Origin of the sequence: Comamonas nitrativorans, assembly GCF_042654765.1 — a bacterium.
Classification (GTDB): Bacteria; Pseudomonadota; Gammaproteobacteria; order Burkholderiales; family Burkholderiaceae_C; genus Comamonas; species Comamonas nitrativorans.
This window is the reverse complement of sequence record NZ_JBHSEW010000005.1, coordinates 39,130-64,637: the sequence shown is the minus strand read 5'-3', so window position 1 is coordinate 64,637 and position 25,508 is coordinate 39,130. Positions and strand designations below refer to the sequence as shown.

Annotated in this window: 23 protein-coding genes; 13 read left to right on the top strand and 10 right to left on the bottom strand. The window is 63.9% G+C overall.

Annotation, left to right across the window (positions count from 1 at the left end):
• Window positions 1-20: 20 nt before the first annotated feature.
• The gene (locus ACFO3A_RS06825; RefSeq protein ID WP_377725108.1) at window positions 21-1,271 is read right to left on the bottom strand and encodes an HD-GYP domain-containing protein; all 1,251 of its coding nucleotides are present in this window, start codon (window positions 1,269-1,271) and stop codon (window positions 21-23) included.
• A 96-nt stretch (window positions 1,272-1,367) separates the two neighbouring features.
• Here ACFO3A_RS06825 and recG point away from each other — a divergent pair, with 96 nt between their 5' ends.
• The 5 genes from recG (at window position 1,368) to ubiA (ending at window position 7,838) form a co-directional block, all read left to right on the top strand.
• A complete protein-coding gene (recG, locus tag ACFO3A_RS06820) occupies window positions 1,368-3,500 on the top strand; it encodes an ATP-dependent DNA helicase RecG (RefSeq protein WP_377725106.1) in 2,133 nt (710 codons plus the stop codon).
• A 71-nt stretch (window positions 3,501-3,571) separates the two neighbouring features.
• Window positions 3,572-4,534 (top strand): LysR substrate-binding domain-containing protein, encoded by a 963-nt coding sequence (locus tag ACFO3A_RS06815; RefSeq protein WP_377725105.1) that lies wholly within the window; start codon window positions 3,572-3,574, stop codon window positions 4,532-4,534.
• A gap of 158 nt (window positions 4,535-4,692) precedes the next feature.
• Window positions 4,693-5,280 carry a Dps family protein gene (locus tag ACFO3A_RS06810; protein WP_377725103.1) on the top strand — a complete coding sequence of 196 codons (588 nt, stop codon included), beginning with the start codon at window positions 4,693-4,695 and terminating at the stop codon, window positions 5,278-5,280.
• A gap of 227 nt (window positions 5,281-5,507) precedes the next feature.
• Complete coding sequence (locus ACFO3A_RS06805; RefSeq protein ID WP_377725102.1) at window positions 5,508-6,839, top strand: porin; 1,332 nt, start codon at window positions 5,508-5,510, stop codon at window positions 6,837-6,839.
• Window positions 6,840-6,953: 114 nt separating this feature from the next.
• Window positions 6,954-7,838 carry a 4-hydroxybenzoate octaprenyltransferase gene (ubiA, locus tag ACFO3A_RS06800; protein WP_377725100.1) on the top strand — a complete coding sequence of 295 codons (885 nt, stop codon included), beginning with the start codon at window positions 6,954-6,956 and terminating at the stop codon, window positions 7,836-7,838.
• 106 nt (window positions 7,839-7,944) lie between these two features.
• Here the strand turns inward: ubiA and ACFO3A_RS06795 are convergent, their stop codons facing one another.
• From ACFO3A_RS06795 to proC, 3 genes are all read right to left on the bottom strand, one after another.
• Window positions 7,945-8,736: a helix-turn-helix transcriptional regulator gene (locus ACFO3A_RS06795; RefSeq protein WP_377725099.1), complete on the bottom strand. Its 792-nt coding sequence runs from the start codon at window positions 8,734-8,736 to the stop codon at window positions 7,945-7,947.
• A 19-nt stretch (window positions 8,737-8,755) separates the two neighbouring features.
• A complete protein-coding gene (locus ACFO3A_RS06790; protein WP_377725097.1) occupies window positions 8,756-9,304 on the bottom strand; it encodes a YbhB/YbcL family Raf kinase inhibitor-like protein in 549 nt (182 codons plus the stop codon).
• Between the two features lie 542 nt (window positions 9,305-9,846).
• A complete protein-coding gene (proC, locus tag ACFO3A_RS06785; protein WP_377725096.1) occupies window positions 9,847-10,671 on the bottom strand; it encodes a pyrroline-5-carboxylate reductase in 825 nt (274 codons plus the stop codon).
• A gap of 217 nt (window positions 10,672-10,888) precedes the next feature.
• Here proC and ACFO3A_RS06780 point away from each other — a divergent pair, with 217 nt between their 5' ends.
• Window positions 10,889-12,250 (top strand): hypothetical protein, encoded by a 1,362-nt coding sequence (locus ACFO3A_RS06780; RefSeq protein WP_377725094.1) that lies wholly within the window; start codon window positions 10,889-10,891, stop codon window positions 12,248-12,250.
• 79 nt (window positions 12,251-12,329) lie between these two features.
• Here the strand turns inward: ACFO3A_RS06780 and ACFO3A_RS06775 are convergent, their stop codons facing one another.
• Window positions 12,330-12,653 carry a hypothetical protein gene (locus tag ACFO3A_RS06775; protein WP_377725092.1) on the bottom strand — a complete coding sequence of 108 codons (324 nt, stop codon included), beginning with the start codon at window positions 12,651-12,653 and terminating at the stop codon, window positions 12,330-12,332.
• A 28-nt stretch (window positions 12,654-12,681) separates the two neighbouring features.
• On the opposite strand from ACFO3A_RS06775, the gene ACFO3A_RS06770 reads away from it, so the two are divergent.
• From ACFO3A_RS06770 to ACFO3A_RS06760, 3 genes are all read left to right on the top strand, one after another.
• Entirely contained in the window at window positions 12,682-13,074 is a 393-nt protein-coding gene (locus tag ACFO3A_RS06770) for a type II toxin-antitoxin system HicB family antitoxin (protein WP_377725091.1), read from the top strand.
• Between the two features lie 294 nt (window positions 13,075-13,368).
• Window positions 13,369-14,070, top strand: a complete 702-nt coding sequence (locus ACFO3A_RS06765) for a hypothetical protein (protein ID WP_377725089.1) — start codon at window positions 13,369-13,371, stop codon at window positions 14,068-14,070.
• A 36-nt stretch (window positions 14,071-14,106) separates the two neighbouring features.
• Window positions 14,107-14,421, top strand: a complete 315-nt coding sequence (locus tag ACFO3A_RS06760) for a hypothetical protein (RefSeq protein WP_377725087.1) — start codon at window positions 14,107-14,109, stop codon at window positions 14,419-14,421.
• Window positions 14,422-14,748: 327 nt separating this feature from the next.
• Here the strand turns inward: ACFO3A_RS06760 and uvrA are convergent, their stop codons facing one another.
• The 5 genes from uvrA to ACFO3A_RS06735 all read right to left on the bottom strand — a co-directional run bounded on the left by uvrA (window position 14,749) and on the right by ACFO3A_RS06735 (window position 22,529).
• Window positions 14,749-20,664 (bottom strand): excinuclease ABC subunit UvrA, encoded by a 5,916-nt coding sequence (uvrA, locus tag ACFO3A_RS06755; RefSeq protein ID WP_377725085.1) that lies wholly within the window; start codon window positions 20,662-20,664, stop codon window positions 14,749-14,751.
• Between the two features lie 58 nt (window positions 20,665-20,722).
• A complete protein-coding gene (locus ACFO3A_RS06750) occupies window positions 20,723-21,394 on the bottom strand; it encodes an HAD family hydrolase (protein WP_377725084.1) in 672 nt (223 codons plus the stop codon).
• Window positions 21,395-21,429: 35 nt separating this feature from the next.
• A complete protein-coding gene (locus tag ACFO3A_RS06745; RefSeq protein ID WP_377725082.1) occupies window positions 21,430-21,807 on the bottom strand; it encodes a type II toxin-antitoxin system VapC family toxin in 378 nt (125 codons plus the stop codon).
• Entirely contained in the window at window positions 21,807-22,025 is a 219-nt protein-coding gene (locus tag ACFO3A_RS06740) for a type II toxin-antitoxin system VapB family antitoxin (RefSeq protein WP_377725081.1), read from the bottom strand. Before ACFO3A_RS06740 ends, ACFO3A_RS06745 begins: the two co-directional genes overlap by 1 nt.
• 75 nt (window positions 22,026-22,100) lie before the next feature.
• The gene (locus ACFO3A_RS06735) at window positions 22,101-22,529 is read right to left on the bottom strand and encodes a YchJ family protein (protein WP_377725079.1); all 429 of its coding nucleotides are present in this window, start codon (window positions 22,527-22,529) and stop codon (window positions 22,101-22,103) included.
• A 92-nt stretch (window positions 22,530-22,621) separates the two neighbouring features.
• Here ACFO3A_RS06735 and ACFO3A_RS06730 point away from each other — a divergent pair, with 92 nt between their 5' ends.
• The 4 genes from ACFO3A_RS06730 to can all read left to right on the top strand — a co-directional run bounded on the left by ACFO3A_RS06730 (window position 22,622) and on the right by can (window position 25,507).
• Window positions 22,622-23,050, top strand: coding sequence for a MerR family transcriptional regulator (locus ACFO3A_RS06730; protein WP_377725077.1), 429 nt, complete (start codon window positions 22,622-22,624; stop codon window positions 23,048-23,050).
• 50 nt (window positions 23,051-23,100) lie between these two features.
• The gene (locus ACFO3A_RS06725) at window positions 23,101-23,550 is read left to right on the top strand and encodes a PaaI family thioesterase (protein WP_377725075.1); all 450 of its coding nucleotides are present in this window, start codon (window positions 23,101-23,103) and stop codon (window positions 23,548-23,550) included.
• A 30-nt stretch (window positions 23,551-23,580) separates the two neighbouring features.
• Complete coding sequence (locus ACFO3A_RS06720; protein WP_377725074.1) at window positions 23,581-24,762, top strand: isovaleryl-CoA dehydrogenase; 1,182 nt, start codon at window positions 23,581-23,583, stop codon at window positions 24,760-24,762.
• Window positions 24,763-24,844: 82 nt separating this feature from the next.
• Complete coding sequence (gene can / locus ACFO3A_RS06715) at window positions 24,845-25,507, top strand: carbonate dehydratase (protein WP_377725072.1); 663 nt, start codon at window positions 24,845-24,847, stop codon at window positions 25,505-25,507.
• Window position 25,508: the final 1 nt, after the last annotated feature.

The following is a 25,508-nucleotide window of genomic DNA, read 5'->3' as shown; positions in this document are numbered from 1 at the left end:
GTGTTCACGCTCCAGGAATCCTAGGCCACACGGATCGTGGCCGGCCGCGCCGTTTCCTGCGCAGCGGCAGCCTGCCAGATGGCGTCCAGGTCGGGAAAAGACCAGTGCTCCGGGTCTTCGCGCTGGAGGATGCGCAGGTTGGCCACACAGCACAAGTCCGTCGGCTGCGGCGGCGACAGGTACTGGCCGCCCGCAGTGTCGTAAAAGCGCACGACCTTGGGGGCCAGCAGATTGTCCTGGCACGGCGCATAGACCACGGCCAGCTCGCCGTTGCTCAGACGCACCAGGCTGCCGATCGGGTAGACGCCCAAGGCTTTGACAAAAGCGCTGAAAAGATAACTGTCCAGGTGCCCGTTGCACCACTGGGCCATGCGCTGCAGCGCCACGGCCGGGGACCAGCCTTTCTTGTAGGGCCGGTTCGAGGTGATGGCGTCGTACACATCGCAAATGGCATTCATGCGGGCCAGTTCGGAGACTGCGTCGCCTTGCAGTCGATCGGGGTAGCCCCGGCCATCGATGCGCTCGTGGTGGTGCAGGCAGGCGTCGAGGACGGCTTCATCGTGGATGGTGTGCCTGAGCAGTTCGTACCCCGCTGCCGGATGGCGCTTCATGTGCGCGAACTCCCCGTCGGTCAGCGCTCCGGGTTTGTTCAGGATCGCCAGGTTGGAGCGGGCCTTGCCGATGTCGTGCAGCAACCCGGCCATGGCGGCACGGTGCACCTGGGCATCGTCGTAGCCGATCTGGCGGGCCAGCGTCACCATCAGGGCGCTGACCGCCACGGAGTGCATATAGGTGTAATCGTCCGCCGTTTTCAGGCGGGCCACGCTGATCAGGGCGTCCGGGTTGCGCAGCACCGAATTGGTGATTTCCTGCACCAGGATGGTGTTTCTCGCCATGTTCACGGCACGGCCCATGCGGGCCTCGCCAAACATGTCCATGACGGCATCGCGGGCCTCGGCACACAGGGCACGCGCCTGGGCAAGCTCCTGGGCCAGGGGCGTGGCAGCAGTGCCCAGCAGCTCCGGGGCGGCAATCTCGGGCGGAGTCGATTCGATGGGGTGGTCGGGGCTTTGGCTATCGTCCAGCACGTCCAGCCCCTTGGACAGGTCGATCCACACCTCGGGCACCGTGCTGGAGCGCAATTGCTGCAGGTCCTGCGGGTCGTCGAGCACGAAAGTGCTGCGCCAGAAGGGGTGATGAATCCACGCCCCCCCCAGGGCGTGGATATACATCCCCAACCGCAACTGCTGAACGGTGACCTTTTTGAACATGCCACAACCTATGCAAGAGCCTTGAACCGGAAAAACACCTTTCGGCATGGTAGCCTGTGCCCGCATCTTCATGGCGAATGTAATTGTTAAGAATTCATGTCGGTTGCGCCCGATCATCCCCCTGCCCCAGCCGCTGCCAGAAAGGCCGCCAAACCCAGCCCTGCCCAGCAGGCCATGGTCAAGCTCGGGCTGGTGCGCGACATCGACCTGGCCCTGCACCTGCCGCTGCGCTACGAGGACGAAACGCGCATCACCCTGCTGAAAAACGCCCGCGAGGGCGATACCGTGCAGATCGAGGCCACCGTCACCGCCTGCGAGGTGCAATTGCGCCCCCGGCGGATGCTCAAGCTCACCGTCGATGACGGCAGCGCCACCTGCCAGCTCACGTTCTTCAGCTTCTACGCCTCGCAGCAAAAGGCCATGGCCGTGGGCACGCGCTGGCGCATTCGCGGGGAGGTCAAGGGCGGCTTCTGGGGCCGGCAAATGCTGCACCCCACCTACAAGAAACCCGAAGGGGCGCTGCCGCAGGCGCTCACCCCGGTCTACTCCGTGGCCAACGGCCTGCCGCAGGCGTATATCCGCCGCGCCGTGGCCAGCGCCTTGCAGCGGGTGGCCTTGCCGGAAACATTACCGGAGCACGCACCGCCCCCCATTCCTAACTATTGGCAAGAAAATGGCCTGAAACCATTGCCCAATCTGCGCGAGGCACTTCTGTTTTTGCACAACCCCACGCCCGACGTGGCGCTGGACACCCTGCAAGACCACAGCCACCCCGCCTGGCAGCGCCTGAAGGCGGAAGAATTGCTGGCCCAGCAGCTCTCGCAATACCAGGCGCGGCAGGAACGCGCACGCCTGCGTGCCCCGCAGTTGCAGCCCTCGGCGCAGCAGACCGAGGTGGTCACGCAGCTGCTGGCGGCGCTGCCGTTCAGCCTGACGGCGGCGCAGCAGCGGGTCACGCAGGAGATTGCCGCCGACATGGCCCGCGCCCAGCCCATGCACCGCCTGCTGCAGGGCGACGTCGGCTCCGGCAAGACCGTGGTGGCCGCACTGGCCGCCATGCGCTGCATTGCCGCTGGCTGGCAGTGCGCCCTGATGGCGCCGACGGAGATCCTGGCCGAGCAGCACTTCGCCAAGCTGGTCGGCTGGCTGGAGGGCATCCTGGCCCCCCTGGACAAGCAGGTCGCCTGGCTCTCCGGGGCGCAGAAGAAGAAAGAGCGCACCGCCATGCTGGAAGTGATTGCCAGCGGCCGGGCCGCGCTGGTCGTCGGCACCCATGCGGTGATTCAGGAGCAGGTGCAGTTCCACAACCTGGCGCTGGCCGTGATCGACGAGCAGCACCGCTTTGGCGTCGCCCAGCGCCTGGCGCTGCGGCAGAAGCTGGCCCATGCGGGGCTGGAGCCGCACCTGCTGATGATGAGCGCCACCCCCATCCCGCGCACCCTGGCGATGAGCTACTACGCCGACCTGGACGTCTCCATCCTGGACGAGCTGCCGCCCGGGCGCACCCCCATCGTCACCCGCGTGCTGCCCGACAGCCGCAAGGACGAGCTGATCGAGCGCCTGGCCACGCAACTGGCCCAGGGGCGGCAGGTCTACTGGGTCTGCCCGCTGATCGAGGAAAGCGAAACCCTGGACCTGAGCAACGCCACCGCCACCCACGCCGAACTCAGCGAAGCCCTGCCCGGCGTGCTCGTCGGCCTGCTGCACTCGCGCATGGCACCGGCGGAGAAAAAGGCGGTGATGGAAATGTTCGCCAGCGGCCTGATGGGCCTGCTGGTGGCCACCACCGTGATCGAGGTCGGGGTGGACGTGCCCAATGCCTCCCTCATGGTCATCGAACACGCCGAGCGCTTCGGCCTGTCGCAACTGCACCAGCTGCGCGGGCGCGTCGGACGCGGGGCGGTGGCCTCGGCCTGCGTGCTGCTGTATTCGGTGGGCGAGAGCGGCAAACTCTCCGACACCGGCAAGGAACGCCTGCGGGCCATGGCCGAAACCAACGACGGCTTCGAGATCGCCCGGCGCGATCTGGAGATCCGCGGCCCCGGCGAATTCCTCGGCGCCCGCCAGTCCGGCGCGGCCCTGCTGCGCTTTGCCGATCTGGAGCACGATCTGGCCCTCCTGGAATGGGCGCGGGAACTGGCCCCGCAAATGCTGCTCCACCATCCATTGCAGGCCCGGCAGCACATCGAACGCTGGCTGGGCAGCAAAGCCGAGTATCTGAAGGCGTAGCACGGTGGCATTCCATGATTTGTATCCAGATGTGCTATACCCCTGCGTAATTTTGAAATGCGGATGAATCCATGACGCTCACCGAACTGAAATACATCGTCGCCGTGGCCCGGGAAAAGCACTTCGGCCGTGCCGCCGAAGCCTGCTTTGTCTCGCAGCCCACCCTCTCGGTCGCCGTCAAGAAACTGGAAGACGAGCTGGACATCAAGCTCTTCGAGCGCAGCTCCAACGAAGTCACCATCACCCCCCTGGGCGAAGACATCGTGCGCCAGGCGCAAAGCGTGCTCGACCAGGCTGCCGAGATCAAGGAGATCGCCAAGCGCGGCAAAGACCCCCTGGCCGGGGTGCTCACCCTGGGCGTGATCTACACCATCGGCCCCTACCTGCTGCCCGATCTGGTGCGCCAGTCCATCGCCCGCACGCCGCAAATGCCGCTGATGCTGCAGGAAAACTTCACCGTCAAGCTGCTGGAAATGCTGCGCACCGGGGAAATCGATTGCGCCATCCTGGCCGAACCCTTCCCGGATACCGGCCTGGCCACCGCCCCGCTGTACGACGAGCCTTTTCTGGCCGCCGTGCCCAGCACCCACCCGCTGGCGCAGCAAGAGAGCATCAGCACCGCGCAACTGAAAAACGAAACCATGCTGCTGCTCGGCTCGGGCCACTGCTTTCGCGACCATGTGCTGGAGGTCTGCCCCGAATTCGCCCGCTACGCCAGCAACGCCGAAGGCATCCGCCGCAGCTTTGAAGGCTCCTCGCTGGAAACCATCAAGCACATGGTCGCCGCCGGCATGGGCGTCACCCTCGTGCCGCGCCTGTCGGTACCGCCCGGCGCCCTGGCCAGCCCGCGCCGACGCCGCGCGGATGAACCCTACATCCGCTACCTGCCCATCACCGAACCCGACGGCAGCCCGCCGCCCATGCGGCGCGTCACCCTGGTATGGCGCCGCAGCTTCACCCGCTACGAAGCCATTGCGGCGCTGCGCAACGCCGTCTATGCCTGTCCGCTGTCGGGCGTGGAACGCTTGAATTAAAATAGCTGCATCCGCACGTTTCATATAGGAAATCTATATAAAACACCCCATATTTCTTTAGTTGCAAGCGGTAGCAGCTACAGTATTTTCAACCTGCTAGAGTATTTGCAAGGCGCAGCACCATGCCGCGCCCATTTCACGGAAAAAGGAACCCCACCATGGCAACCAAATCCCCCAAGAAATCGGCTGCGGCAGCAGCCCCCGCCAGCGTCGCCAAAGCGGCCGAAAAAACTGCCAAGATCACCAAAGCCGCCGCCCCGGCCCGTGCAGGCAGCAACATCCACATCGGCATCACCGAAAAAGACCGCGCCGCCATCGCCCAGGGGCTGTCGCGCCTGCAGGCCGACACCTACACCCTGTACCTGACCACGCACAACTTCCACTGGAACGTGACCGGCCCCATGTTCAACACCCTGCACGCCATGTTCATGGGCCAGTACACCGAGCTGTGGAATGCCGTCGACCCCATCGCCGAGCGCATCCGCGCCCTGGGCCATGTCGCGCCCGGCTCCTACGCCGCATTCGGCCAACTGTCTTCCCTGCCCGATGCCCCGGCCACCCCGCCCAAGGCGCTGGAGATGGTGCGCATCCTCATGCAAGGCCACGAAGCCGTCGCCCGCACCGCCCGCGAACTGTTCCCCCTGGCCGACAAGGCCAACGACGAACCCACCGCCGACCTGCTCACCCAGCGCCTGACCGTGCACGAACAAACCGCGTGGATGCTGCGCTCCATCCTCGAAGAATAAAAAACACAAGCACCTTTCTCATCCCCCGCCAAGCCCGCTCCTATGCGGGCTTGGCTGTTTTTGCCGCGCTGCAACATGCTTTTATTGCAGCCAAGCTTGACAAAAGATAAGCAATCTAGGGTTTACCAGCGCGGTCAAAAAACAACAAGGTTATTTTTAGCACGCATGTGCTTTTTATACTCGATTTGCATTTCGTGACTGACAGCCAAGGAGACAGAGCAATGCAAATGAAAACCGTAGTCGTGGCCGCAATGGCCGCATGTGGCATGGGCGCAGCCCTGGCCCAATCCACCCCCAGCAAAGTCGAACTGTGGGGTGTCGTTGACGCCGCCGTGCGCCACACCACCAACGAAGGCGCCGACAAAAGCGGCCTGACCAAGATGATCGGCGGCGGCATGTCGCAAAGCCGCTTCGGCATCAACGTCGAGGAAGACTTGGGCGGCGGCAGCAAGGCCATTGCCCACCTGGAGCATCGCTTCAACGCCGACACCGGCATGAAGGACACCACCGCCCCCTTCTTCCAGCTGGCCTATGTGGGCCTGCAAGGCCCCTATGGCCGCCTGACCATGGGCCGCCAGTGGAACGTGCTGTTCGACGTGGTGACCAGCACCTACGCCTCCTTCCCCTACTCGCCCTACATGGATGCCTACAAGCCCGAGCTGGGCATGGCTGCTGGCGCCCGTACCAGCAATGCCTTGAAGTACACCCTGGCTACGCCGGATCGCAAATGGGTGGGTACGCTGCAGTATTCGTTTGGGGAGAAGAACAATACCAAGCCAGTGCAAGATTTCGCTTTCAGGGCTGATCAACTGGGTGCCTACGGCATCAATGCCAACACATATGTTTTCCACCCGGTGACGGGTGCCGCTACTGGCGCTCATGGAGCTATCCAAACAGCTATCCTGAACAATGCAGATCAGGTGGGAACCACCCCGCTGAAACAGACCGTGGAAGATGTCGGCATGGGCGCTATGAAAACCTTTGGCGGTTTCCTGCGCTACTCGGCCAATGGCCTGTCCCTGGGGGCCGGTGCGTTGCGTACCAAGCTGCCCGGTGGTTCTAATCTGGATGCCTACACCCTGGGTGGCTCCTACCGCACTGGCCCGTGGTATTTCAACGCTGGTTATGGCTTGAACAAGTTCAAGCCCGTGGGTACTGGCAATACCGCTGGTTCCTATGTGAACTACCTGACCGACCGCCAGATTCTGAACAAGATGTGGAGCGGCCAGACCAATGGCGGCTTCTATGGCGGTTACTTTGAAAATGGTGCTGACAAGCGCCAGATGTTCAAAGTGGGCTTCGGCTACCAGGCCACCAAACAACTGAACCTGGGCGCCCACTTCTTCCGCGCCAAGCAATCCGGCTCCAGCGATGGTGGCGACAATGGCAATGCCAACTTCATGGTGGTGGCTGCCGACTACGCCTTCAGCAAGCGCACCGATGCCTACGCTGCCATCGACTACACCAAGGTCAGCGGCGGTGATCGACTGGTGATTGACCGGATCAGCAAAGCCAAGACCCGCACCGGCATCACTGTCGGCCTGCGTCACCGCTTCTAAAGCGCTACGCTCCAAGGTAAAACAGCGCCAAGGGACATACCGCAGGGTATGTCCCTTTTTTGTTCCTGGCCCTGCATCGCATGGTCTTTCTGCGCACAATCGGCGCCTATGTCCGTGACTGCTCCCTCTCCTCCCCCCGCGCCGCGCTCCAGGCTGGCGCTGTATCTGGATTTGATTCGTTTCAACCGCCCGGCCGGGTGGCTGGTACTGGTGTGGCCCACGCTGACGGCGCTGTGGGTGGCGGCAGACGGCTTTCCCGGCTGGCATTTGTTGCTGGTGTTCGGCCTGGGCACGGTGCTGATGCGCAGCGCGGGCTGCACCATCAACGATATTGCCGACCGCAACTTCGACAAGCACGTCAAGCGCACCACGGCCCGCCCCATTACCAGCGGGGAATTGGGTGTGAAAGAGGCCGCCCTGGTCGGTGCGGTGCTGGCCCTGGTTTCTTTGGGCCTGGTGCTGACGACCCGTTGGGAGGCCGTGGCATGGTCGGTGCCTGCGGTGCTGTTCACCATTCTTTACCCCTACACCAAGCGGTTTTTTGCCATGCCGCAGGCGTTTTTGGGCATTGCGTTCAACTTCGGCATCGTCATTGCCTTTGCGGCGGTGGTGGGCGAAGTCGGCACCACCGCCTGGGTGCTGTGGCTGGCCAATATGTGCATGGTGCTGGCCTACGACACCGAGTACGCGATGGTCGATCGGGACGATGACCTGAAGATCGGCATGAAAACCTCGGCCATCACCCTGGGGCGGTTCGATGTGGCCGGGGTGATGGCGTTTTTCATCGCCTGCCTGGGGCTGACGGCCTGGGTGCTGCAGCCCTACGGCCTGGGCTGGCCGCTGTGGGCCGGGCTGGCCGTGGCAGCGGCGCAGGTGGCATGGCATTACACGCTGATCCGCAGCCGCCAGCGGCCCGGCTGCTTTACCGCGTTCAGCAAAAGCCACTGGATAGGCGCAGCACTGTTTGCCGGGGTGGCACTGGGGTTTGCACTGCGCTGAAAACTGTATGGCCTCGATCAAAAAACCGTGGCCAGGCAGAAAAAAGGACTTCAGTGGCCGATCTGCCAGCAGGCCCCGGGCCGCCTTCGGTGAGGGCGGGGAGCCATCATCGTTGCATGGCCTTTCGCAATGACCGTGGGGACAGTCCGAACCGGGTCCGAAAGCGGACGGCAAACCGGGAGGGCGAGGCGTAGCCACAGGCCTGTGCGATGGCTTCGATCGGACGCTGGGTCGACTGCACGTAGTGCAGGGCCTGGGCCATTCGGGCGTCCTCCAGGATCACCCGGAATGTATGCCCTTCTGCCGCCAGGTGGCGGCGCAGAGTGGGGGCACTCATGCAGCAATGCGCTGCTACCCGCGCTTGCGACCACTCGCCAGCGAGGTCCGACAGGATGAGCTGCTTGATCCGCTCGGACAGGCCTGCATCCGCAAGATTGAGCAGCGGCGACAACAATCCGGCAAGCCCGAGCATCAGCAACACTTCGTTGAGCCGGTGATGTTGCAGCACCGGGGCATCGCTGGCGGCCAGGCTGCACGACAGCCGCTCCCAGGCGGCGTCTCGTTGCGGGTCCGGAGGCACCCGCCAGTGTGCAAGGCAAGTCGCCGGGACGGGCGCCGGCAGGTGTTGCGCGAATGCACGACGAAAGTCTGACAACAACGATTGAGGAAAGCCGAGAACGCTGGCGCTGTAGCCTTGCGGCCCCGGGATGTTCTCGATCTCCAGGGGAATGTGCGGCGGCAGCAGGAGCCACTGCCCCGCAGTTATTGCGACCTCTTCCTTGCCGACAACAACGCGCTTCGTGCCATGGTTCACCCGGCACAGACCCGGCAACGACATCTTGACGCAGCGGATCCGGTGCGCATGGCAGGCTTCGATCCGGCTGAACTGGATCGTCATGGCTGGCGACTCGTGGACTTCATCGGCCGTGCAGGGCGGTCAGCCGGGCTTGTCCGAGGGAATGGGCATTCAGCATGAAGCCGAGCATGGCGCCACTGGCCTGCTCGTCAAGGGGCAATTTTTCAGTATCGAGTGCCCACACGGTGAGTTGGTATCGGTGCGCCTGATCGCCGACCGGGGGGCACGCGCCGCCAAACCCCGACATGCCAAAGTCCGTGCGGCCCTGCACGCTTCCCGGGGGGAGCGCCTTGGCACCGGCAGCAATACCGGCACCGCGAGGCAGGCCCGTTGCGCTGGCCGGAATATTGAAAACGGTCCAGTGCCACCAACCGCTGCCCGTTGGGGCATCCGGATCGTAGAGGGTAACGGCAAAACTCCGCGTTCCGGCGGGAGGATTGCGCCAGGCAACTTGCGGAGAGATGTTCTGTCCCTCGCATCCAAACCCATTGAATACCTGTGCTTGCGCCATCGGCTGCCCTTCGGCCATGTCCGTGCTGGTCACCTCGAAGGCCTGCGCCTGGAAGGCCGACAAGGCGGCAAGGGATGCAAGTATCAGTTTGATTTTCATGGCAATGACCTCCTTTACGAAAGTTACGAAGTCTATACACCACGAAAAATAAACCCGTGCCGAAGCGATCGAAAATGAATCAATACAGCTCAATTTTGAGCTATTCCACCCAGTTTTCGCTGCAAATCATGCGGCACATTCTTAGAGCGTGTTCAATGTCTTTTCGTGATGTCCGTTGCCCCGCCAAGGCGGCAGATGCAAGGCGCAAACCGCAGACGCCCTGGTGGGGCGGCGAGGATTTGCAACGCCGCAGATGCTGTCTTGGCGGGGCAACCCTTGGGGCAAGGCAGCCAACAGCCGCACTCGTCGTTGCGCACCTTGACCAGGCCACCAGCCTGGCCTGCGGCACGCGCCTAGATTGCGGCTGTTGGCTGCCTTGCGGACATCATGAAAAGACATTGAACACGCTCTTACTGGCGGCCTAGCAGGCCGATGCAAAAGCGCCAGGAAACCAGCCAGCGCAAGCCGGGGAAGATATCTTTGACGGGCCGAAACGCGGCCACCGGCTTTCCCGTGCGTTCACGGGACTTTGCATCGCCCTGTCAAGCGCCAAATTCCGCCCCCAGCTCCTGCGCCCGCTGTTGCGCTTTTTGCAGCGCGGCGATGAAGTGTTCAGGAATGTGCGTGGCCTGCATGTGGGTGATGGCCGCGTGCGTGGTGCCGCCCTTGCTGGTGACGCGCTGGCGCAGGGTGGCGGCATCCTCGCTCGATTGCGCGGCCAGGGCGGCTGCGCCCTGGAAGGTGGCAACGGCCAGTTCGTAGGACTGCGCAGCCGTCAGCCCCATTCCGGTGCCGGCCTGGGTCATGGCCTCCAGCAGCAGGAACACGTAGGCCGGGCCGGAGCCGGACAGGGCGGTGACGGCATCCAGCAGCCCTTCCTCCGGCACCCACAGGTGGCGGCCCGTGCCGGCCATGATCTGCTCGACCCACTGCCGCCCGGCGGCATCGACCTGCGGGCAGGCGTACAGGCCGCTCATGCCCTGGCCGATCAGCGCCGGGGTGTTGGGCATGGCCCGGACGATGCGCTGCGTGCCCAGCCAGCGGGCCATGCTGGCGGTGGGAATGCCGGCGGCCACGCTCAGGTGCAGGGCATCGGCGGTGAAGGGCGCGACGGGGGCGGCCGCTTCGGCAAAGCTTTGCGGCTTGACGGCCCAGACCACGACCTGCGCCTGGACAAGCGCCGCCTGCGCCGACGGGGCATCGGCAAATACCGCCAGCCCCTGCTGCTGAGCAGCGCTGCGGGCCGCCGCAAAAGGCTCGACCACCGTGATGGCGCTGGCCGGCCAGCCCTGGCGCAGCAGGCCGCCGATGATGGCGCTGGCCATGTTGCCGCCGCCGATGAAAGCGATAGAGAGGGAGGAAGTCATGAATGCTTTCTTTTTAAGAGCTGTCACCGTTGATGATGGAATGATATTAAGGTTGTTCGTCTACAAAACTAAGGCATGACAAGTGGAAAGCGCTTTGTTTTTTGATGAAATTATGCTGCCGGGCAGAAAACTCCGATAGAAATTCTGCATTCCTATAATGCGTCTCCTTTGTATCTGCATCCCGCACCCCCGTTCCTTTTTCTAGAAAGCCGTGCCCATGCCGCCTTCCGAATCTCTGCGTCAGGTCAATTTTGGCCAATTGCTTCGCGCCAGCGAAGGGCTTACCCAGTGGCGCCCGATGGCCCTGGGGTTTCTGACCTGGGTGGCCGCCGGGCTGCTGCTGGTCGCCGGGGGCTTTCTGGCAGGCAGCCTGGGGGGCATCACCGGCGGCGTCCTGGGCGGCCTGACGGGGCTGGTGGCCCTGGTGCTGATGGCCGCAGGGCTGTCGGGCGTGGGCATCCTGCTGATGGACAAGGCCAAGAACATCCCGCCGCGCTCGATGATGGACGCGCTGCTGGCCGGGCTGTGGTGCATCCCCAAATTCCTGGGCTTCTACCTGGTGGTACTGGTCGTGCTGCTGGGACTGGCGCTGGTCGGCGCCATCGGCTACTTCCTGTGCAAGATTCCGGGCATCGGGCCGCTGTTCCTGTTCCTGCTGCACCCGGTGCTGGTCGTGGTCGCCGCTGCCGTGCTGACAGCCCTGTTGTGGGTGGGCCTTCCGCTGTTCACCCCCGCCGTGTGGGAAGGCCGCCGCTTCAAGGAGGCGCTGTCGCTGGTACTGGCCGTCGCCCGCACCCGGCTGGTGCCGACGGTGGCGCTGTTCCTGGCACTGTACGTCGTCGTCTCGCTCATCGGCATGGTGGTGTTCGGCGCCTTGCTGCCGGGGTATGCGTTCATGACCGGCATCGCCACATCGGTGATCGGCCCGCAGGCCCTGGCTGGCGGCGTGGGCGCCCTCTCAGCCATGATGCAGGGCTATGGCGGCGGTGAAGGCGGCCTGGTGGCCGCAGGCGCACTGGCCACGCTGCTGATCTTCGGCCTGGCCATTACGCTGATGATGCAGGTGGCCCTGATGGGGGTGAACCTGGTCTACCTCTCGGCCACCGATGGCCTGGACATCAGCGCCAGTGAAAACGCCCTGAACGCCGGCCTGGACGAAGTCAAGCGCCGCGCCCGCGAAGCGCAGGAGAAAGCCCGCCTGGCCGCCGAACAGGCCCAGGAAAAAGCCCGTCAGGTGGCAGAAGAAGCCAAGGAACGCGCCCGCCAGCGTGCCGCCGAACAGGCCGCCCAGGCACAGGCTGCCGCAGACGCCCTGGCGGCAGAACGCGCCGCAGAGCAACTGGCTGCCGAGCAAGCCACCCAGGCCGCCGCAGAAGAATCGGCCCGGGAACAGGCCGAGGCCGCGCAGGAAGCAGACCAACCGGCCTTCCTGGACGACCCCGCGCCCAGCGCCGACCTGCCCACCCGCTTCACCCTGCCGCCCGCATCTGCCGAAGCGGCCACCTGCCCGCAGTGCCAGCACAAGGTGGGCGATGCGGACGTGTTCTGCGGGGAATGCGGGCACCGCTTGAAAGACTAAAAAAGCATCACCAGAAAAGCCAGGGCCGCATGTTGCGGCCCTGAGTTTTCAGGCAGGCCATCGGGCCAGAACGGCCACGTCACATGGCCGTCAGATGCGCATCGCACCCGGCTCCGGCCGCAATCCAGCGCCGGGCCAGCCGCTGGCGCAAGCGCCCCAGCCAGCCCCGGGGGGCATCGCTGATGGCCCCGCACAGGTAGCGCTGCTCCTCCTCGCTCCAGCGCAGCGCCACGCACGCCCCGGTACGTTTGCGCGACAGCACCATCCCCAGCGGGCACGGCTCCAGCAGGCAGCACAGCCCGCAGCCGTTGCAGGGACTGCCGACAGCGGGCTTGGGCGGGGCTGCGGGGTGGATGAGGATGCGGCGGGGCAGCATGAGAAGATCGTAAATACGTTCTGGCATAAGCTGGATTGAAGTAAAGGAGCATCCGATGAAGTACCCCATTGCCATTGAACCCGGAAACGATACAACAGCCTGGAGCGTTGTCGTGCCCGACCTGCCCGGCTGCTTCTCGGCAGCAGATGATGGGCTGGATGAGGCGATCGAGAACGCCAAGGAGTCCATTGCGCTGTGGATCGAAGAAGCCATCAGCAACGGAGAAACCATCCCCAAACCGTCGAGCATTACCGATTTGCAAAAGAGCTGCGAATACGACGGCTGGGTCTGGGCTGTTGCAGAAGTTGATCCCGCCCTGGTGGATGACACCATTGAGCGCATCAACATTACCCTGCCCCGGCGCATCCTGACACTACTGGATCGGCGTGCCAAGGCCGCCGGGGAAAGCCGCTCTGGCTATATTGCCCACTTGGCAATGACCTCCTGATGCCCTGGAGCAGCAACTGAATGCCACCGGCTATTTGTTTGGCCCTGGCCGCACGCGCAAACCTGGGTGCAGCGTTGGGTAGATTCAGCTTGGTTTGCGCGGGTGATGGTGCTGCATGGGATGTGGGCGGGGTGAGAGGGTGTTCTTTTCAACCGCAAAATTTAGGTTGGCCAAAATAGATGACGGCCTGAAATTTACCTGTGGAGCGTGTAAGATGGCCCAGTTTTACCGGACTACAACCGCTGTCTTGATTGTCGTCTATTTCTAGTTAGGCATTTTTCTGAGACCCCTCTTATGATTCCCGATGAAGTGCTCAATGAGATTGTAGCTCGCGCCAAAAGTCAGTGGCCAGACGATAATGAAATGCAAGCGTATTGTATTTCTGCGGAGAAAGAAGGCTACGCCAGACTTCAAAACATTGATTTCGGTGACCTTGCGAGTCTCAGGGATGAGTTTATCGAATCTGCGAGAGATAGTTTTGAGGCGTGGGATGAAATCTATGATTCGGTTGCGTCGGAATTTTCTGCTTATCGGAAAATAATAGCATTTTCTGCAGATGGGCTATCCTGGGACGTCGTCGAAAAATGGAAAACAGAGGCGAAAAAGGACAATGAAGGCTACTACGCCGGGCAGTTTGATTTCCTAGAAAAAAAACTCCGGAAGCACGCATCTATCCTCGCTACTCGTCAGCAGATTGATGGCATAAAAAACCTCCTGATTGAACTTGAGAATATTATTGGAAGTGAATGCTATAACGGCAGTATCCAGAATTATGGGAGTTGGGGTGAGCTTGAGAGCGAAGGTCGCCATTTTCGATACCCGGTCAAGTTCTACAACGGATCTAATGAAAGCAAAAAATGGACTATCTCACCTAGTATTCCCAGCGAAGAACTTATCACTGGCTACTATGCCTTTGGCGCGAACCAACTAAATATCTACAGAGCCTTATTTAAAATCATTTTGCACCTACGGAAAAATTATGACCTCAAGGTATAAATGGCATAACAAGTCCGCCACCTATAACAAGTTCAAATGACGCCCCAAGAAGAAATCGCACTGCTCCGAGACGCGCTTGACCACATTGCACGCATCGCCAATGCATCACGTCAATCGACGCGGCGACTCGATTGGATTTCGTCGCGTGCAAGAGAGGCGCTTCGTGGCGTTTTCTGGGATCGTGAATACCTTCCTGAGCCAAAGAAGGCTTCGATGGACGAAGTTCACGATTTACGTAACACCATATTCATGCTTGTGCGAACATGTCAGACTGAAAATATGCAGGCGATCTCTGCTGCGGTCGAAGAGGCGAAGATCAGTCATCCGTCGCTGTTCCGAAAGCGCGAGTGATGGAGAGAAAATCAAAGTTTTTATAGAGTCCGCGTCTTTTAAACAGGGCAATCGTATCTAAATTCATAGCAAGCAATCACGTCCCGTCACACCCGTACCCCACCGTCATACCCGCGAAGGCGGGTGTCCAGCGACAGCGTCCATTGGGCGCACTGGATTCCCGCCTTCGCGGGAATGACGGAAGGAGAGAGCGGGAATGACAAAAACCTCTTTGATTTTTAAAGATATTTAGATGCGACTGCCCTAGTCTTTTAAGGCGTGGAGGCTAACTCATCGTAGCAGCCGACCGCTTCGCTGCGGCTAAACTTGTCCGTTAGGCACGCCCCGCTACCGAATTAACTTGGCCTCCAGCGCCACCCCCGTATGCGTACCCGCCTTGACCAAGGCTTCCGGCGTGCCCTCGGCGACGATCCGGCCACCGCCTGCTCCGCCTTCGGGGCCGAGGTCAATCACCCAATCCGCTTCAGCGATCACGTCCAGGTCGTGTTCGATGACGATGACGCTGTGGCCGCCGTCCACCAGGCGGTGCAGCACGTGGATGAGCTTATGAACGTCGGCCATGTGCAGGCCCACCGTGGGTTCGTCCAGCACGTAGAGGGTGTGCGGGGCTTTCTGGCCGCGCCGGCCCACGTCGTCGCGCACCTTGGTCAGTTCGGTGACGAGTTTGATGCGCTGCGCTTCGCCGCCGGACAGGGTGGGGCTGGGCTGGCCCAGCGTGAGGTAGCCCAGGCCCACGTCTTGCAGCAGTTGCAGCGGGTGGGCGATGGCGGGCATGGCAGCAAAAAAATCTACGGCCTCGGCCACTTCCATTTGCAGCACCTGGCCGATGTTTTTGCCGCGCCAGGTGACCGCCAGGGTTTCGGGGTTGAAGCGGGCGCCGTGGCAGGCGTCGCAGGGCAGCTTGACATCGGGCAGAAAGCTCATGGCGATGGTGCGCAGGCCCTGGCCTTCGCACGCGGGGCAGCGGCCCGCGCCGGTGTTGAAGGAAAAGCGCCCGGCGGCATAGCCCCGCGCCTGCGCTTCGAGCGTGCCGGCGAACAGTTTGCGGATGGTGTCCCAGAAGCCGATGTAGGTGGCCGGGCAACTGCGCGGGGTTTTGCCGATGGGGGTCTGATCGACTTCCAGCACGCGGTCGATGCTTTCAAAGCCACTCAGACCCGTGCAGCCGACCAGGGCCGGGGCCTGCCCGGCATCCATCGCGTCACGCCCGGCCTTGGTCTGGCGCTGGCCGACCCAGGCGGCGACGTTGGTCAGCAGCACGTCCCGCGCCAGGGTGGATTTGCCGGAGCCGCTCACGCCGGTGACGGCCACCAGCCGTTGCAACGGCACGCGGGCGGTGACGTGGTGCAGGTTGTGCATCTGCGCGTCGTGGACGGTGAGCCAGCGAAGTGTCTCTGTTATTGCTTCTGTTTCAGAAGCTGCTTTCGCTGATTTTTGCTTGATTTCATATTGTTTTGATTCTGAAACCTTTTTCTTGCCAGCGGTAGCAGCTTTGTTTTCAGGAGCATCCACGCTGCGCCGCGCTTGCAGCGGGTGGCGCATGGCGTGCAGCAGGTAGCGGCCCGTTTGCGAGTCGGGGGCGCTTTCCACGTCGGCCACGCTGCCCTGGGCGATGAGCTGGCCGCCGCGCCGCCCGGCGCTGGGGCCGATATCGATGATGTGGTCGGCACGGCGGATGGTGTCCTCGTCATGTTCGACCACCACCAGGGTGTTGCCCTTGGCGCCCAGCTTGTGCAGGGCGTTGAGCAGGATGCGGTTGTCGCGTGCGTGCAGGCCGATGGTCGGCTCGTCCAGCACGTAGCACACGCCTTGCAGGTTGCTGCCCAGTTGCGCGGCGAGGCGGATGCGCTGGGCTTCGCCGCCCGACAGCGTGGGGGCGCCCCGGTCTAGCGTGAGGTAGCCCAGGCCGACTTCCTGCAAGAACTCCAGGCGGCTGGCGATTTCAGGCAGCAGGTCGCGGGCGATGTCCGCCTCCCGCCCTGCCAGCGCCAGGGTTTGCGCCCACTGGCGCAGGTCGTCCACGCTCAGGCGGGCCAGATCGGTGATGCGCTGCCCGGCAAAGCGCACGGCGCGGGCGGTGGCGTTCAGGCGCGTGCCGTGGCAGGTGGGGCAGGCGATGTCGGCCAAATCCTCCACCTCCTGGCTGGCAAAGCTCAGTTCGCGGCCCCGGTTGTCTTCGGCCAGCTGGCTGTCGTCGTACACCTTGCGCTGGTCTTTGCTCAACTGCACGCCGGTGCCCACGCAGTCCGGGCACCAGCCGTGCTTGCTGTTGTAGCTGAACAGGCGCGGGTCGAGTTCGGCATAGCTGGTGGCGCACACCGGGCAGGCGCGTTGGGTGGAGAACACCTGCACGCTGCCGATGCCTGCACCGTCGCCACCCGCCGTCAGGGCTGCGGCCAGATCGTCGATGCCGTGCAGCACCTGCACCACACCCTTGCCCAGCTCCAGCGTCTGGGCCAGATGCTGGCGCAGCGTGGCTTCGTCATGGGCGCTGACCAGGACGCTGGCCACGGGCAGTTCGATGCTGTGTTCCTTGAAGCGATCGAGGCGCGGAAAGCCGGTGGTGGGCAGAAACGCCCCGTCCACACGCAAATGCGTGTAGCCCCGGGGCCGCGCCCAGTCGGCCAGTTCGGTATAGACGCCCTTGCGATGGCTGACCAGCGGGGCCAGCAGGCCGATGACCTGCCCGCCAAAGCGGGTGATGAGCTGGGCGGCGATGCTGTCCAGGCTTTGCGGCTGCACCGGCGCATCGTCATGCACGCAGTGCTGCGTACCCAGCTTGACGTACAGCAGGCGCAGGAAATGCCAGACCTCGGTGGTGGTGCCCACGGTGGATTTGCGCCCGCCGCGCGACAGGCGCTGCTCGATGGCGACGGTGGGCGGAATGCCGTACACCGCGTCCACCTCGGGCCGCCCGGCCGGTTGCACGATGCTGCGGGCATAGGCGTTGAGCGATTCCAGGTAACGGCGCTGGCCTTCGTTGAACACAATGTCGAAGGCCAGCGTGGATTTGCCGGAGCCGGACACGCCCGTGACCACGTTGAACTTACCGTGCGGAATCTGCACGCTGAGGTTCTTCAGGTTGTGTTCCTTGGCATTGATGACTTCAATCGCGTTGGGCGCGGGCTGCGGCGCGGTCGCGGCAGGCGTGATGTGCCACGCAGGCGCGGCTTCGGCCACGCGGTGTTGGCCCGGGCCGTCCAGCCCTTCCAATCCCATGGCGACTTCATAGTCGCGCAGCGCCTGGGCGGTGTGCGAGCCGGTCATCTGCCGCAGTTCTTCCGGCGTGCCCTGGGCGACGATGCGGCCCCCGCCGTCGCCGCCTTCCGGCCCCAGGTCGATCAGCCAGTCGCTGGCGCGGATCACGTCCAGGTTGTGTTCGATGACGATCAGGCTGTGCCCGGCGTCCAGGAGCTTGCGCAGCGCCCGCATCAGCTTGGCGATGTCTTCGAAGTGCAGGCCGGTGGTCGGCTCGTCGAACAAAAACAGCGTGCCCTTGCGGGCCAGGCTTTGGCGCGATTTGGCCTGGGTCTTGGCGGCTTCGGCCAGGAAACCGGCCAGTTTCAAACGCTGCGCCTCGCCGCCCGAGAGCGTAGGCACGCTCTGGCCCAGTTGCACGTAGTCCAGCCCCACATCGACGATGGGTTGCAGGGCGCGAATCACGTCCGAATCGCTGGCGAACAGCGCGGCGGCTTCGGCCACCGTCAACGCCAGCACGTCGGCCACGTTCAGCATCCGGCCCCCGCGCTCGATGCGGATGTCCAGCACCTCGGGGCGGTAGCGCTGGCCGTTGCAGTCCGGGCAGCGCAGGTACACGTCGGACAAGAACTGCATCTCCACATGCTCGAAGCCCGAGCCGCCGCAGGTCGGGCAGCGCCCGTCGCCGGTGTTGAAGCTGAACTTGCCCGCCGTGTAGCCGCGCTGGCGCGACAGCGGGGCGCAGGCAAAAATCTCGCGCAGACTGTCCCACGCGCCGACGTAGCTGACCGGGTTGGAACGCGCGGTTTTGCCGATGGGCGATTGATCGACCCACATCACGTCGGCCAGTTGCTCGGCCCCCAGCAGACGGGTGAAGGCGCCGGCGCTTTCCGTGGGCTTGCCGAAGTGGCGCAGCAGCGCGGGGGCCAGCACGTCCTGCACCAGACTGGATTTGCCGGAGCCGGACACGCCCGTCACCGTCACCAGCCGTTGCAGGGGGAAGGCGACATCCACGTTTTGCAGGTTGTGGGCGCTGGCGCCTTCCAGAATCAGCTTGGGCGTATTGGCCTGCACCGGGCGCTTGAAGCCGAAGCCCACCTGCTTGCGCCCGCCCAGGTAGGCGCCGGTCAGGGTGTCGGCCCCGCGCAGTTGGGCCGGGGTGCCGTCGAATACGATCTGCCCGCCGCGCACGCCGGGGCCGGGGCCCATGTCGATGATGCGGTCGGCGGCCAGCATCACCGCCGGGTCATGCTCCACCACCACCAGGGTGTTGCCGGCGGTTTTCAGGCGCTGCATGGCCTGGTTGATGCGCTGCATGTCGCGCGGGTGCAGGCCGATGCTGGGTTCGTCCAGCACGAACAGGGTGTTCACCAGGCTGGTGCCCAGCGCCGTGGTCAGGTTGATGCGCTGCACCTCGCCGCCGGACAGGGTGCGGCTTTGCCGGTCCAGCGTCAGGTAGCCGATGCCCACATCGCACAGATAGCGCAGGCGCGTTTCGATTTCTTCCAGAATCAGAGCTTGTGCTGCTTGTTCTGCCTGATTTTCAGGCTGTTTTGATGCTGAAATCTTTGTTGAATCAGCGGAAACAGCTCCTTTTTTCAAATCATGAAAAAACTTTTGCAGCCGCACCAGCGGCAACTGCATCACATCGTGCAGGCACAGGCCGGGTAAGGCTTGCAGTTGTTCACGGCTCCAGCCCGTGCCCTGCGGCATGAAGCGTTGCTGCGGCGGCAACACCGCATCGGCATCTGCCTTGCTGCCTACGCGCCACAGCAGGCTTTCCAGCCCCAGGCGGGCGCCGCCGCAGCACGGGCAGGGCGTGTAGCTGCGGTATTTGGACAGCAGCACGCGGATGTGCATCTTGTACGACTTGCTCTCCAGATAGCCGAAAAAGCGGCGGATGCCGTACCACGTCTGCTCCCACTTGCCGTTCCAGCGCGGCGAGCCTTCCAGCACCCAGTCGCGCTGCGCGGGCGTGAGCTTGCCCCAGGCCATGTCGCGCGGGATGCCCTCGGCCTCGGCGTGGCGCAGCAGGTCGTCCTGAATCTCCTTCCACGCCGGGGTCTGGATGGCCTTGATGGCGCCGGTGCGCAGCGTCAGCTTGTCGTTGGGAATCACCAGATTCCAGTCCACCCCGATCACCCGGCCAAAGCCCCGGCACTCCGGGCACGCGCCCGCCGCCGAGTTGAAGGAAAACAGCGCCGGCAGCGGCGCCTGGTAGCTGATGCCGCTGTCCGGGCAATGCAGACCCAGGGCGAATTTCCACACCTCGGGTTCGGCATCGCCGGCCAGCGCATACACCTGCATCAGCCCCTGGCCGCGCAGCAGCGCCAGCTCGATGGCCTCCATCGCCCGGCTGCGCTCCACGTTGCCCATGCGAAAGCGGTCGGCCACCACGTCCAGCACTTTCACGCTGGTGGGTTTGGCGGCCTTCTTGCCTTTTTCCGGGGGCGGGGCCGGTTTTTCCACCGTGCGCTCGGCCTGAATCTTGGTAAAGCCACTGGCCAGCAGCCACTGCTGCACCTCGTCGGCGCTGGTGCTGGCGGGCAGCTCCACGGCAAACGTCACCACCAAACGCGGGTCGCCCGCCGCCAGGGCGCGTGCCTGCAACTGGGCGTAGATGCTGTCCGCCGTGTCGTGGCGCACCGGCTGGGCGGTCTGCCGGTCGAACAGCGCCCCGGCGCGGGCGAACAGCAGCTTGAGGTGGTCGTTCAGCTCCGTCATCGTGCCCACGGTGGAGCGGGAATTGCGCACCGGATTGGTCTGGTCGATCGCAATCGCCGGGGGCACGCCCTCCACCTTGTCCACGGCAGGCTTGTCCATCCGGTCGAGAAACTGCCGCGCGTAGGCGCTGAACGTCTCCACGTAGCGCCGCTGCCCCTCGGCATACAGGGTATCGAACACCAGCGACGACTTGCCCGAGCCGCTGGGGCCGGTGACCACCGTCAGCTCCCCGGTGCGGATGTCCACATCCAGATTCTTCAAATTGTGCTGGCGTGCGCCGTGGATGCGGATGAGGCTACGGGGCGAATCTTGGGAGGACATGGCAGGGGACGGAAAAGAGGGGGCTTTATTGTAGGAAGCCGCCCCTGGCCCCAGGGGTTCAGTCGGTTTGCCCCAGCAAGCCCGGCAGCTCCCCCATATCCCGCAGCACGCGCTGGGCGCCAGCAGCCAGTAGCGCCTCGGGCGTGGTGTGCCCGCCTTCCCGGGGGCAATAGCCCCAGACGGTGGCCCCGGCGGCCAGGCCCGCCTGCAGGCCGGGCAGGGCGTCTTCGATCACCAGGCAGCGGCGCGGGTCGCGCCGTAGCGATGCAGCGGCGGCCAGATACACGTCGGGGAAGGGCTTGGTGCGCGGCAGGTCGTGGCCGCTGAAGATGTGCGGGTCGAACAGCGGCAGCAGGCCCACCTTGTCGAGCTGCATCAGCACCTTGGCCTTGTCCGCGCCGCTGGCTACGGCGATGTTGCCGCCCAGCAGCGCATGGCATTGCTGCACGGCAGCCACGGCCCCCGGCACGGCTTGCAGGCGGGCGTGCAGCCCTGCGTCGCGCAGGGCGTAGAAGGCGGCCATCCATGCATCGGTCAGCGGCTGGCCGGTTTCGCGTTCGATGCGGGCGGTTTCGCTGCGCACGGTCTTGCCGATGAAGATGTGCTGGCATTCCTCGGCGGTAATGGCCCAGCCGCTGGCGTTGAGCATGTGGCGCAGTGCGCCCAGGGTGATGGGTTCGCTATCGACGAGTACGCCGTCGCAGTCGAACAGGATGGCTTCAAAGGACATGGTGGCCGGGGGGTGTGGTGATGGTGGGGTAGTGGTTAGTGACTGGGCGGCTGGTAAGCCGCCCCCAAGGCCAGGGCGTGTGCGGCCAAGCGCTTGTCCAGCGTCCAGAGGGTAGCGCCGGGGGTCATCAGGGTCGCGGCCAGCAACAGCATGTCGGCAATGCCGCAGCCTTGCCCATAGAGATGGTGGCGCTCGATCATGAGCAGGGTTTCTTCGATGGAGGCCGCCATGGCCGGGCGCAATTCCCGCAGAGCCGCCAGGACGGTGGCCCGGTCGGGCGGGGTGCCGCAGGCGATTTCGCCCAGGACGATGGGGTGGATGAGTACATCATCCCGCTCCAGCAGGCTTTGCAGATGCGGGTTGCGCTCCCGGAAATGGGCAACCCACACCGATGTATCGACCAGCACGGCCATTACGACACCTTGCGAATGGGGGCGTCGTCCGGCTTGCGGCGCGGGATGTCGGCCATCCCCGGCGCGGCGCCGCCCAAGGCGGCAAGGCGGCGGCCTGCCTGCACGCGGATAAAGGTTTTCATGGCTTCGCGGAAAAGCTCGCTCTTATCCATTGCGGGGTCGGCCACATCCAGGGCACGTTGGTACAGGGCATCGTCAATGGTGACGGTGGTGCGCATGGCGGCTCCTTCTCATCAAAATTTGCATCATTTGATGTCATATTTGGTGCAGTGTCCAGCGCCACCAGGGCGTTTTCAGGAAACATCGCCATCCACGTACCACCAGCGCGGCAGGCCGTCCACCGCTTCGCGCACGAAGCGGCTGCGTTCGTGCAGGCGCACGGCACGGCCTTGCTGGCGGTAGCGGGCGACAAATTCCACGGTGGCGTGGTGGTCGTCCACTGTTGCAAAGGCCTTGACTTGCAGGCCCAGCCATTGCACGCCGGGGTCGAAGTCCAGGCTGGCCGGGCGGGTGTCGGGGTGCCATGTGGCCAGCAGGTAGGCCGCGTCCTCGCGCACAAAGGCGCTGTAGCGCGAGCGCATGAGGTGTTCGGCATCGGGCGCGGGGGCTTCGGCGTAGTGGTCGATGAAGCGGCCGCAGCAGGCGGCATAGGCCAGGGGCTGGCCTTTGGCGCTGGTGCAGCCACAGGGGCAGGCAGGGCAAGGGGGGACGGTGCGGGACATGGCCGGATTCTTACCGAGCCAGCCCCCGCCTGGGAGAAATCCCGGGGGTGAGATTGCGGCAGGACGTTGACGTAAACGTCAATAATGCAGCCATGCACAAAGACCACAAAGATGCCGCCTCCGCTGTCGCGTATTCCATTGGCGATCTGGCCAAGGAGTTTGACCTGACCACCCGCGCCATTCGTTTTTACGAAGACATGGGGCTGCTCCAGCCCCAGCGCGAGGGGGCCAGTGGCCGCACGCGCACCTACAGCGCCCGCGACCGGGCACGGCTGAAGCTCACGCTGCGGGCCAAGCGGCTGGGCCTGTCGCTGACCGAGGCCAAGGAAATCATCGAGCTGTACGACAGCCCGCGCGATTCCGGGGCGCAGCTGCAAAAATTTTTGCAGGTACTGGCCCAGCACCGCCAGCAACTGGAGGAGCGGATGCAGGACATCCAGATGACGCTGGACGAAGTCCGCGCCCAGGAAAAGGAGGCGCAGCAACTGCTGCGCAAGCTGCAGGCGCGGGAATCTACGTAATTGACGTTTACGTAAAGGTCACTTAAAAACCACGCTTTCAAGGAGACGAGATGGACAGCCTGGACACCGCCGCCGCGCAGCGTATTCACGACAGCTTTGCCAAGCAGGGCGCCATGGCCACCCTGGGGGCGCGGCTGACGCATCTGTCCCGGGGGCAGGCGCATGTGTGCTTCGACTGGGCGCCGGCGCTGACGCAGCAGCATGGCTTCATCCATGCCGGGATGATGGCCACAGTGCTGGATTCGGCCTGCGGCTATGCGGGCCTGTCGGTGATGCCGCTGGATGCGGGCGTGCTGTCCATCGAGTTCAAGATCAACCTGCTGGCCCCGGCCAAGGGGCAAAGCTTTCGCTGCGAGGGGGTGGTGCTGAAACCTGGACGCACCATCGTCGTGACCGAGGGCCGCGCCTACGCCATCGACGGCGGCCAGGAAAAACTGGTCGCCACCATGAACTGCACGCTGATGGCCATCCAGGGCCGCCCCGGCATTGCTGCGGTTTAACTTTTTTTACCTGTTCCAAGGAGACACCCCATGACCAACCTGCCCGGCCTGAACTTCCAGCTTGGTGAAGATATCGACGCCCTGCGCGATGCCGTGCGCGACTTTGCCCAGGCCGAGATCGCCCCCCGCGCCGCCGAAGCCGACCGCACCGACCAGTTCCCCATGGATCTGTGGCAAAAATTCGGCGATCTGGGCGTCCTCGGCATCACCGTGGGCGAGGAGTACGGCGGCGCCAACATGGGCTATCTGGCGCACATGGTGGCGATGGAGGAAATTTCCCGCGCCAGCGCCTCGATCGGCCTGTCCTACGGCGCCCACTCCAACCTGTGCGTGAACCAGATCAACCGCAACGGCAACGCGGCGCAAAAGGCCAAATACCTGCCCAAGCTGATCAGCGGCGAGCATGTCGGCGCCCTGGCGATGAGCGAGCCGGGCGCAGGCTCGGACGTCATCAGCATGAAGCTGCGGGCCGAGGACAAGGGCGGCTACTACGTCCTGAACGGCAGCAAGATGTGGATCACCAACGGCCCGGACGCCGACACCCTGGTGGTCTACGCCAAGACCGAACCCGAGCTGGGCGCCCGTGGCGTCACCGCCTTCCTGATCGAAAAGGGCATGAAGGGCTTTTCCGTGGCGCAAAAGCTGGACAAGCTGGGCATGCGCGGCAGCCACACCGGCGAGCTGGTGTTCCAGGACGTGGAAGTGCCCGCAGAGAACGTGCTGGGCAACGTGAACGGCGGCGCCAAGGTGCTGATGAGCGGCCTGGACTACGAACGCGCCGTGCTGACCGGCGGCCCCCTGGGCATCATGCAGGCGGTGATGGACAACGTGGTGCCCTACATCCACGACCGCAAGCAGTTCGGCCAGAGCATCGGCGAGTTCCAGCTCATCCAGGGCAAGGTGGCCGACATGTACACCGTGCTGCAGGCGGCCCGCAGCTTTGCCTACACCGTGGCCAAGAACCTGGACATGCTGGGCACCGACCACGTGCGCCAGGTACGCAAGGACTGCGCCAGCGTGATTCTGTGGACGGCGGAAAAAGCCACCTGGATGGCCGGTGAAGGCATCCAAATCCACGGTGGCAACGGCTATATCAACGAGTTCCCCCTGGGCCGCCTGTGGCGGGATGCGAAACTCTACGAGATCGGCGCCGGCACGAGCGAGATCCGCCGCATGCTGATCGGCCGCGAGCTGTTCGCCGAGACTTGTTGATTTCACCCATCCCCCGCTGCGCCCCTGCCGCCAGGGTCACCCCCACCGGCAGGCAGCGTACCGGGGCAGCCAAAGGAAACTTATGAGCACCACCTCCATCGACGACCTCTTTGCCAACAACAAGGAATGGGCCCAGCGCATGGAGTGCGAGCGCCCCGGCTTCTTCACGAAGCTGACGGAGCAGCAAAACCCCAAATACATGTGGATCGGCTGTTCCGACAGCCGCGTGCCCGCCAACCAGATCAGCGGGCTGGAGCCGGGCGAAGTGTTCGTCCACCGCAACGTGGCCAACGTCGTCGTGCCCAGCGACCTGAACTGCCTCTCGACCATCCAGTACGCCATCGACCAGCTCAAGGTCGAGCATTTGATGGTCGTCGGCCACTACGGCTGCGGCGGCGTGCTGGCGGCGCTGGAGGAGCTGCGCATCGGCCTGGCCGACAACTGGATTCGCCACGTGAAAGACGTGCGCGTCAAGCACTACCACCTGATCAAGAACACCGCCGTGCAGCACCGCCACGACGTGCTGTGCGAGCTGAACGTGATCGAGCAGGTCATGAACGTCGCCCAAAGCACCGTCATGCAGGACGCCTGGGCACGCGGCCAGAAGGTCACGCTGCACGGCTGGTGCTACAGCCTGAAAAACGGCCTGATCACCAACCTGGAAATCACCCTGCCCGGCGTGGGCGGCCTGTACGACGTCCACGAGCGGGCCGTGGAACTGGTCGCCAGCCGCGAACGCACGTAGC

Coding starts and splice junctions, on each gene's coding strand:
- ACFO3A_RS06825 (WP_377725108.1), bottom strand. CDS start 1,271: ATGTTCAAAAAGGTCACCGTTCAGCAGTTGCGGTTGGGGATGTATATC.
- recG (WP_377725106.1), top strand. CDS start 1,368: ATGTCGGTTGCGCCCGATCATCCCCCTGCCCCAGCCGCTGCCAGAAAG.
- ACFO3A_RS06815 (WP_377725105.1), top strand. CDS start 3,572: ATGACGCTCACCGAACTGAAATACATCGTCGCCGTGGCCCGGGAAAAG.
- ACFO3A_RS06810 (WP_377725103.1), top strand. CDS start 4,693: ATGGCAACCAAATCCCCCAAGAAATCGGCTGCGGCAGCAGCCCCCGCC.
- ACFO3A_RS06805 (WP_377725102.1), top strand. CDS start 5,508: ATGAAAACCGTAGTCGTGGCCGCAATGGCCGCATGTGGCATGGGCGCA.
- ACFO3A_RS06795 (WP_377725099.1), bottom strand. CDS start 8,736: ATGACGATCCAGTTCAGCCGGATCGAAGCCTGCCATGCGCACCGGATC.
- ACFO3A_RS06790 (WP_377725097.1), bottom strand. CDS start 9,304: ATGAAAATCAAACTGATACTTGCATCCCTTGCCGCCTTGTCGGCCTTC.
- proC (WP_377725096.1), bottom strand. CDS start 10,671: ATGACTTCCTCCCTCTCTATCGCTTTCATCGGCGGCGGCAACATGGCC.
- ACFO3A_RS06780 (WP_377725094.1), top strand. CDS start 10,889: ATGCCGCCTTCCGAATCTCTGCGTCAGGTCAATTTTGGCCAATTGCTT.
- ACFO3A_RS06775 (WP_377725092.1), bottom strand. CDS start 12,653: ATGCCAGAACGTATTTACGATCTTCTCATGCTGCCCCGCCGCATCCTC.
- ACFO3A_RS06770 (WP_377725091.1), top strand. CDS start 12,682: ATGAAGTACCCCATTGCCATTGAACCCGGAAACGATACAACAGCCTGG.
- ACFO3A_RS06765 (WP_377725089.1), top strand. CDS start 13,369: ATGATTCCCGATGAAGTGCTCAATGAGATTGTAGCTCGCGCCAAAAGT.
- ACFO3A_RS06760 (WP_377725087.1), top strand. CDS start 14,107: ATGACGCCCCAAGAAGAAATCGCACTGCTCCGAGACGCGCTTGACCAC.
- uvrA (WP_377725085.1), bottom strand. CDS start 20,664: ATGTCCTCCCAAGATTCGCCCCGTAGCCTCATCCGCATCCACGGCGCA.
- ACFO3A_RS06750 (WP_377725084.1), bottom strand. CDS start 21,394: ATGTCCTTTGAAGCCATCCTGTTCGACTGCGACGGCGTACTCGTCGAT.
- ACFO3A_RS06745 (WP_377725082.1), bottom strand. CDS start 21,807: ATGGCCGTGCTGGTCGATACATCGGTGTGGGTTGCCCATTTCCGGGAG.
- ACFO3A_RS06740 (WP_377725081.1), bottom strand. CDS start 22,025: ATGCGCACCACCGTCACCATTGACGATGCCCTGTACCAACGTGCCCTG.
- ACFO3A_RS06735 (WP_377725079.1), bottom strand. CDS start 22,529: ATGTCCCGCACCGTCCCCCCTTGCCCTGCCTGCCCCTGTGGCTGCACC.
- ACFO3A_RS06730 (WP_377725077.1), top strand. CDS start 22,622: ATGCACAAAGACCACAAAGATGCCGCCTCCGCTGTCGCGTATTCCATT.
- ACFO3A_RS06725 (WP_377725075.1), top strand. CDS start 23,101: ATGGACAGCCTGGACACCGCCGCCGCGCAGCGTATTCACGACAGCTTT.
- ACFO3A_RS06720 (WP_377725074.1), top strand. CDS start 23,581: ATGACCAACCTGCCCGGCCTGAACTTCCAGCTTGGTGAAGATATCGAC.
- can (WP_377725072.1), top strand. CDS start 24,845: ATGAGCACCACCTCCATCGACGACCTCTTTGCCAACAACAAGGAATGG.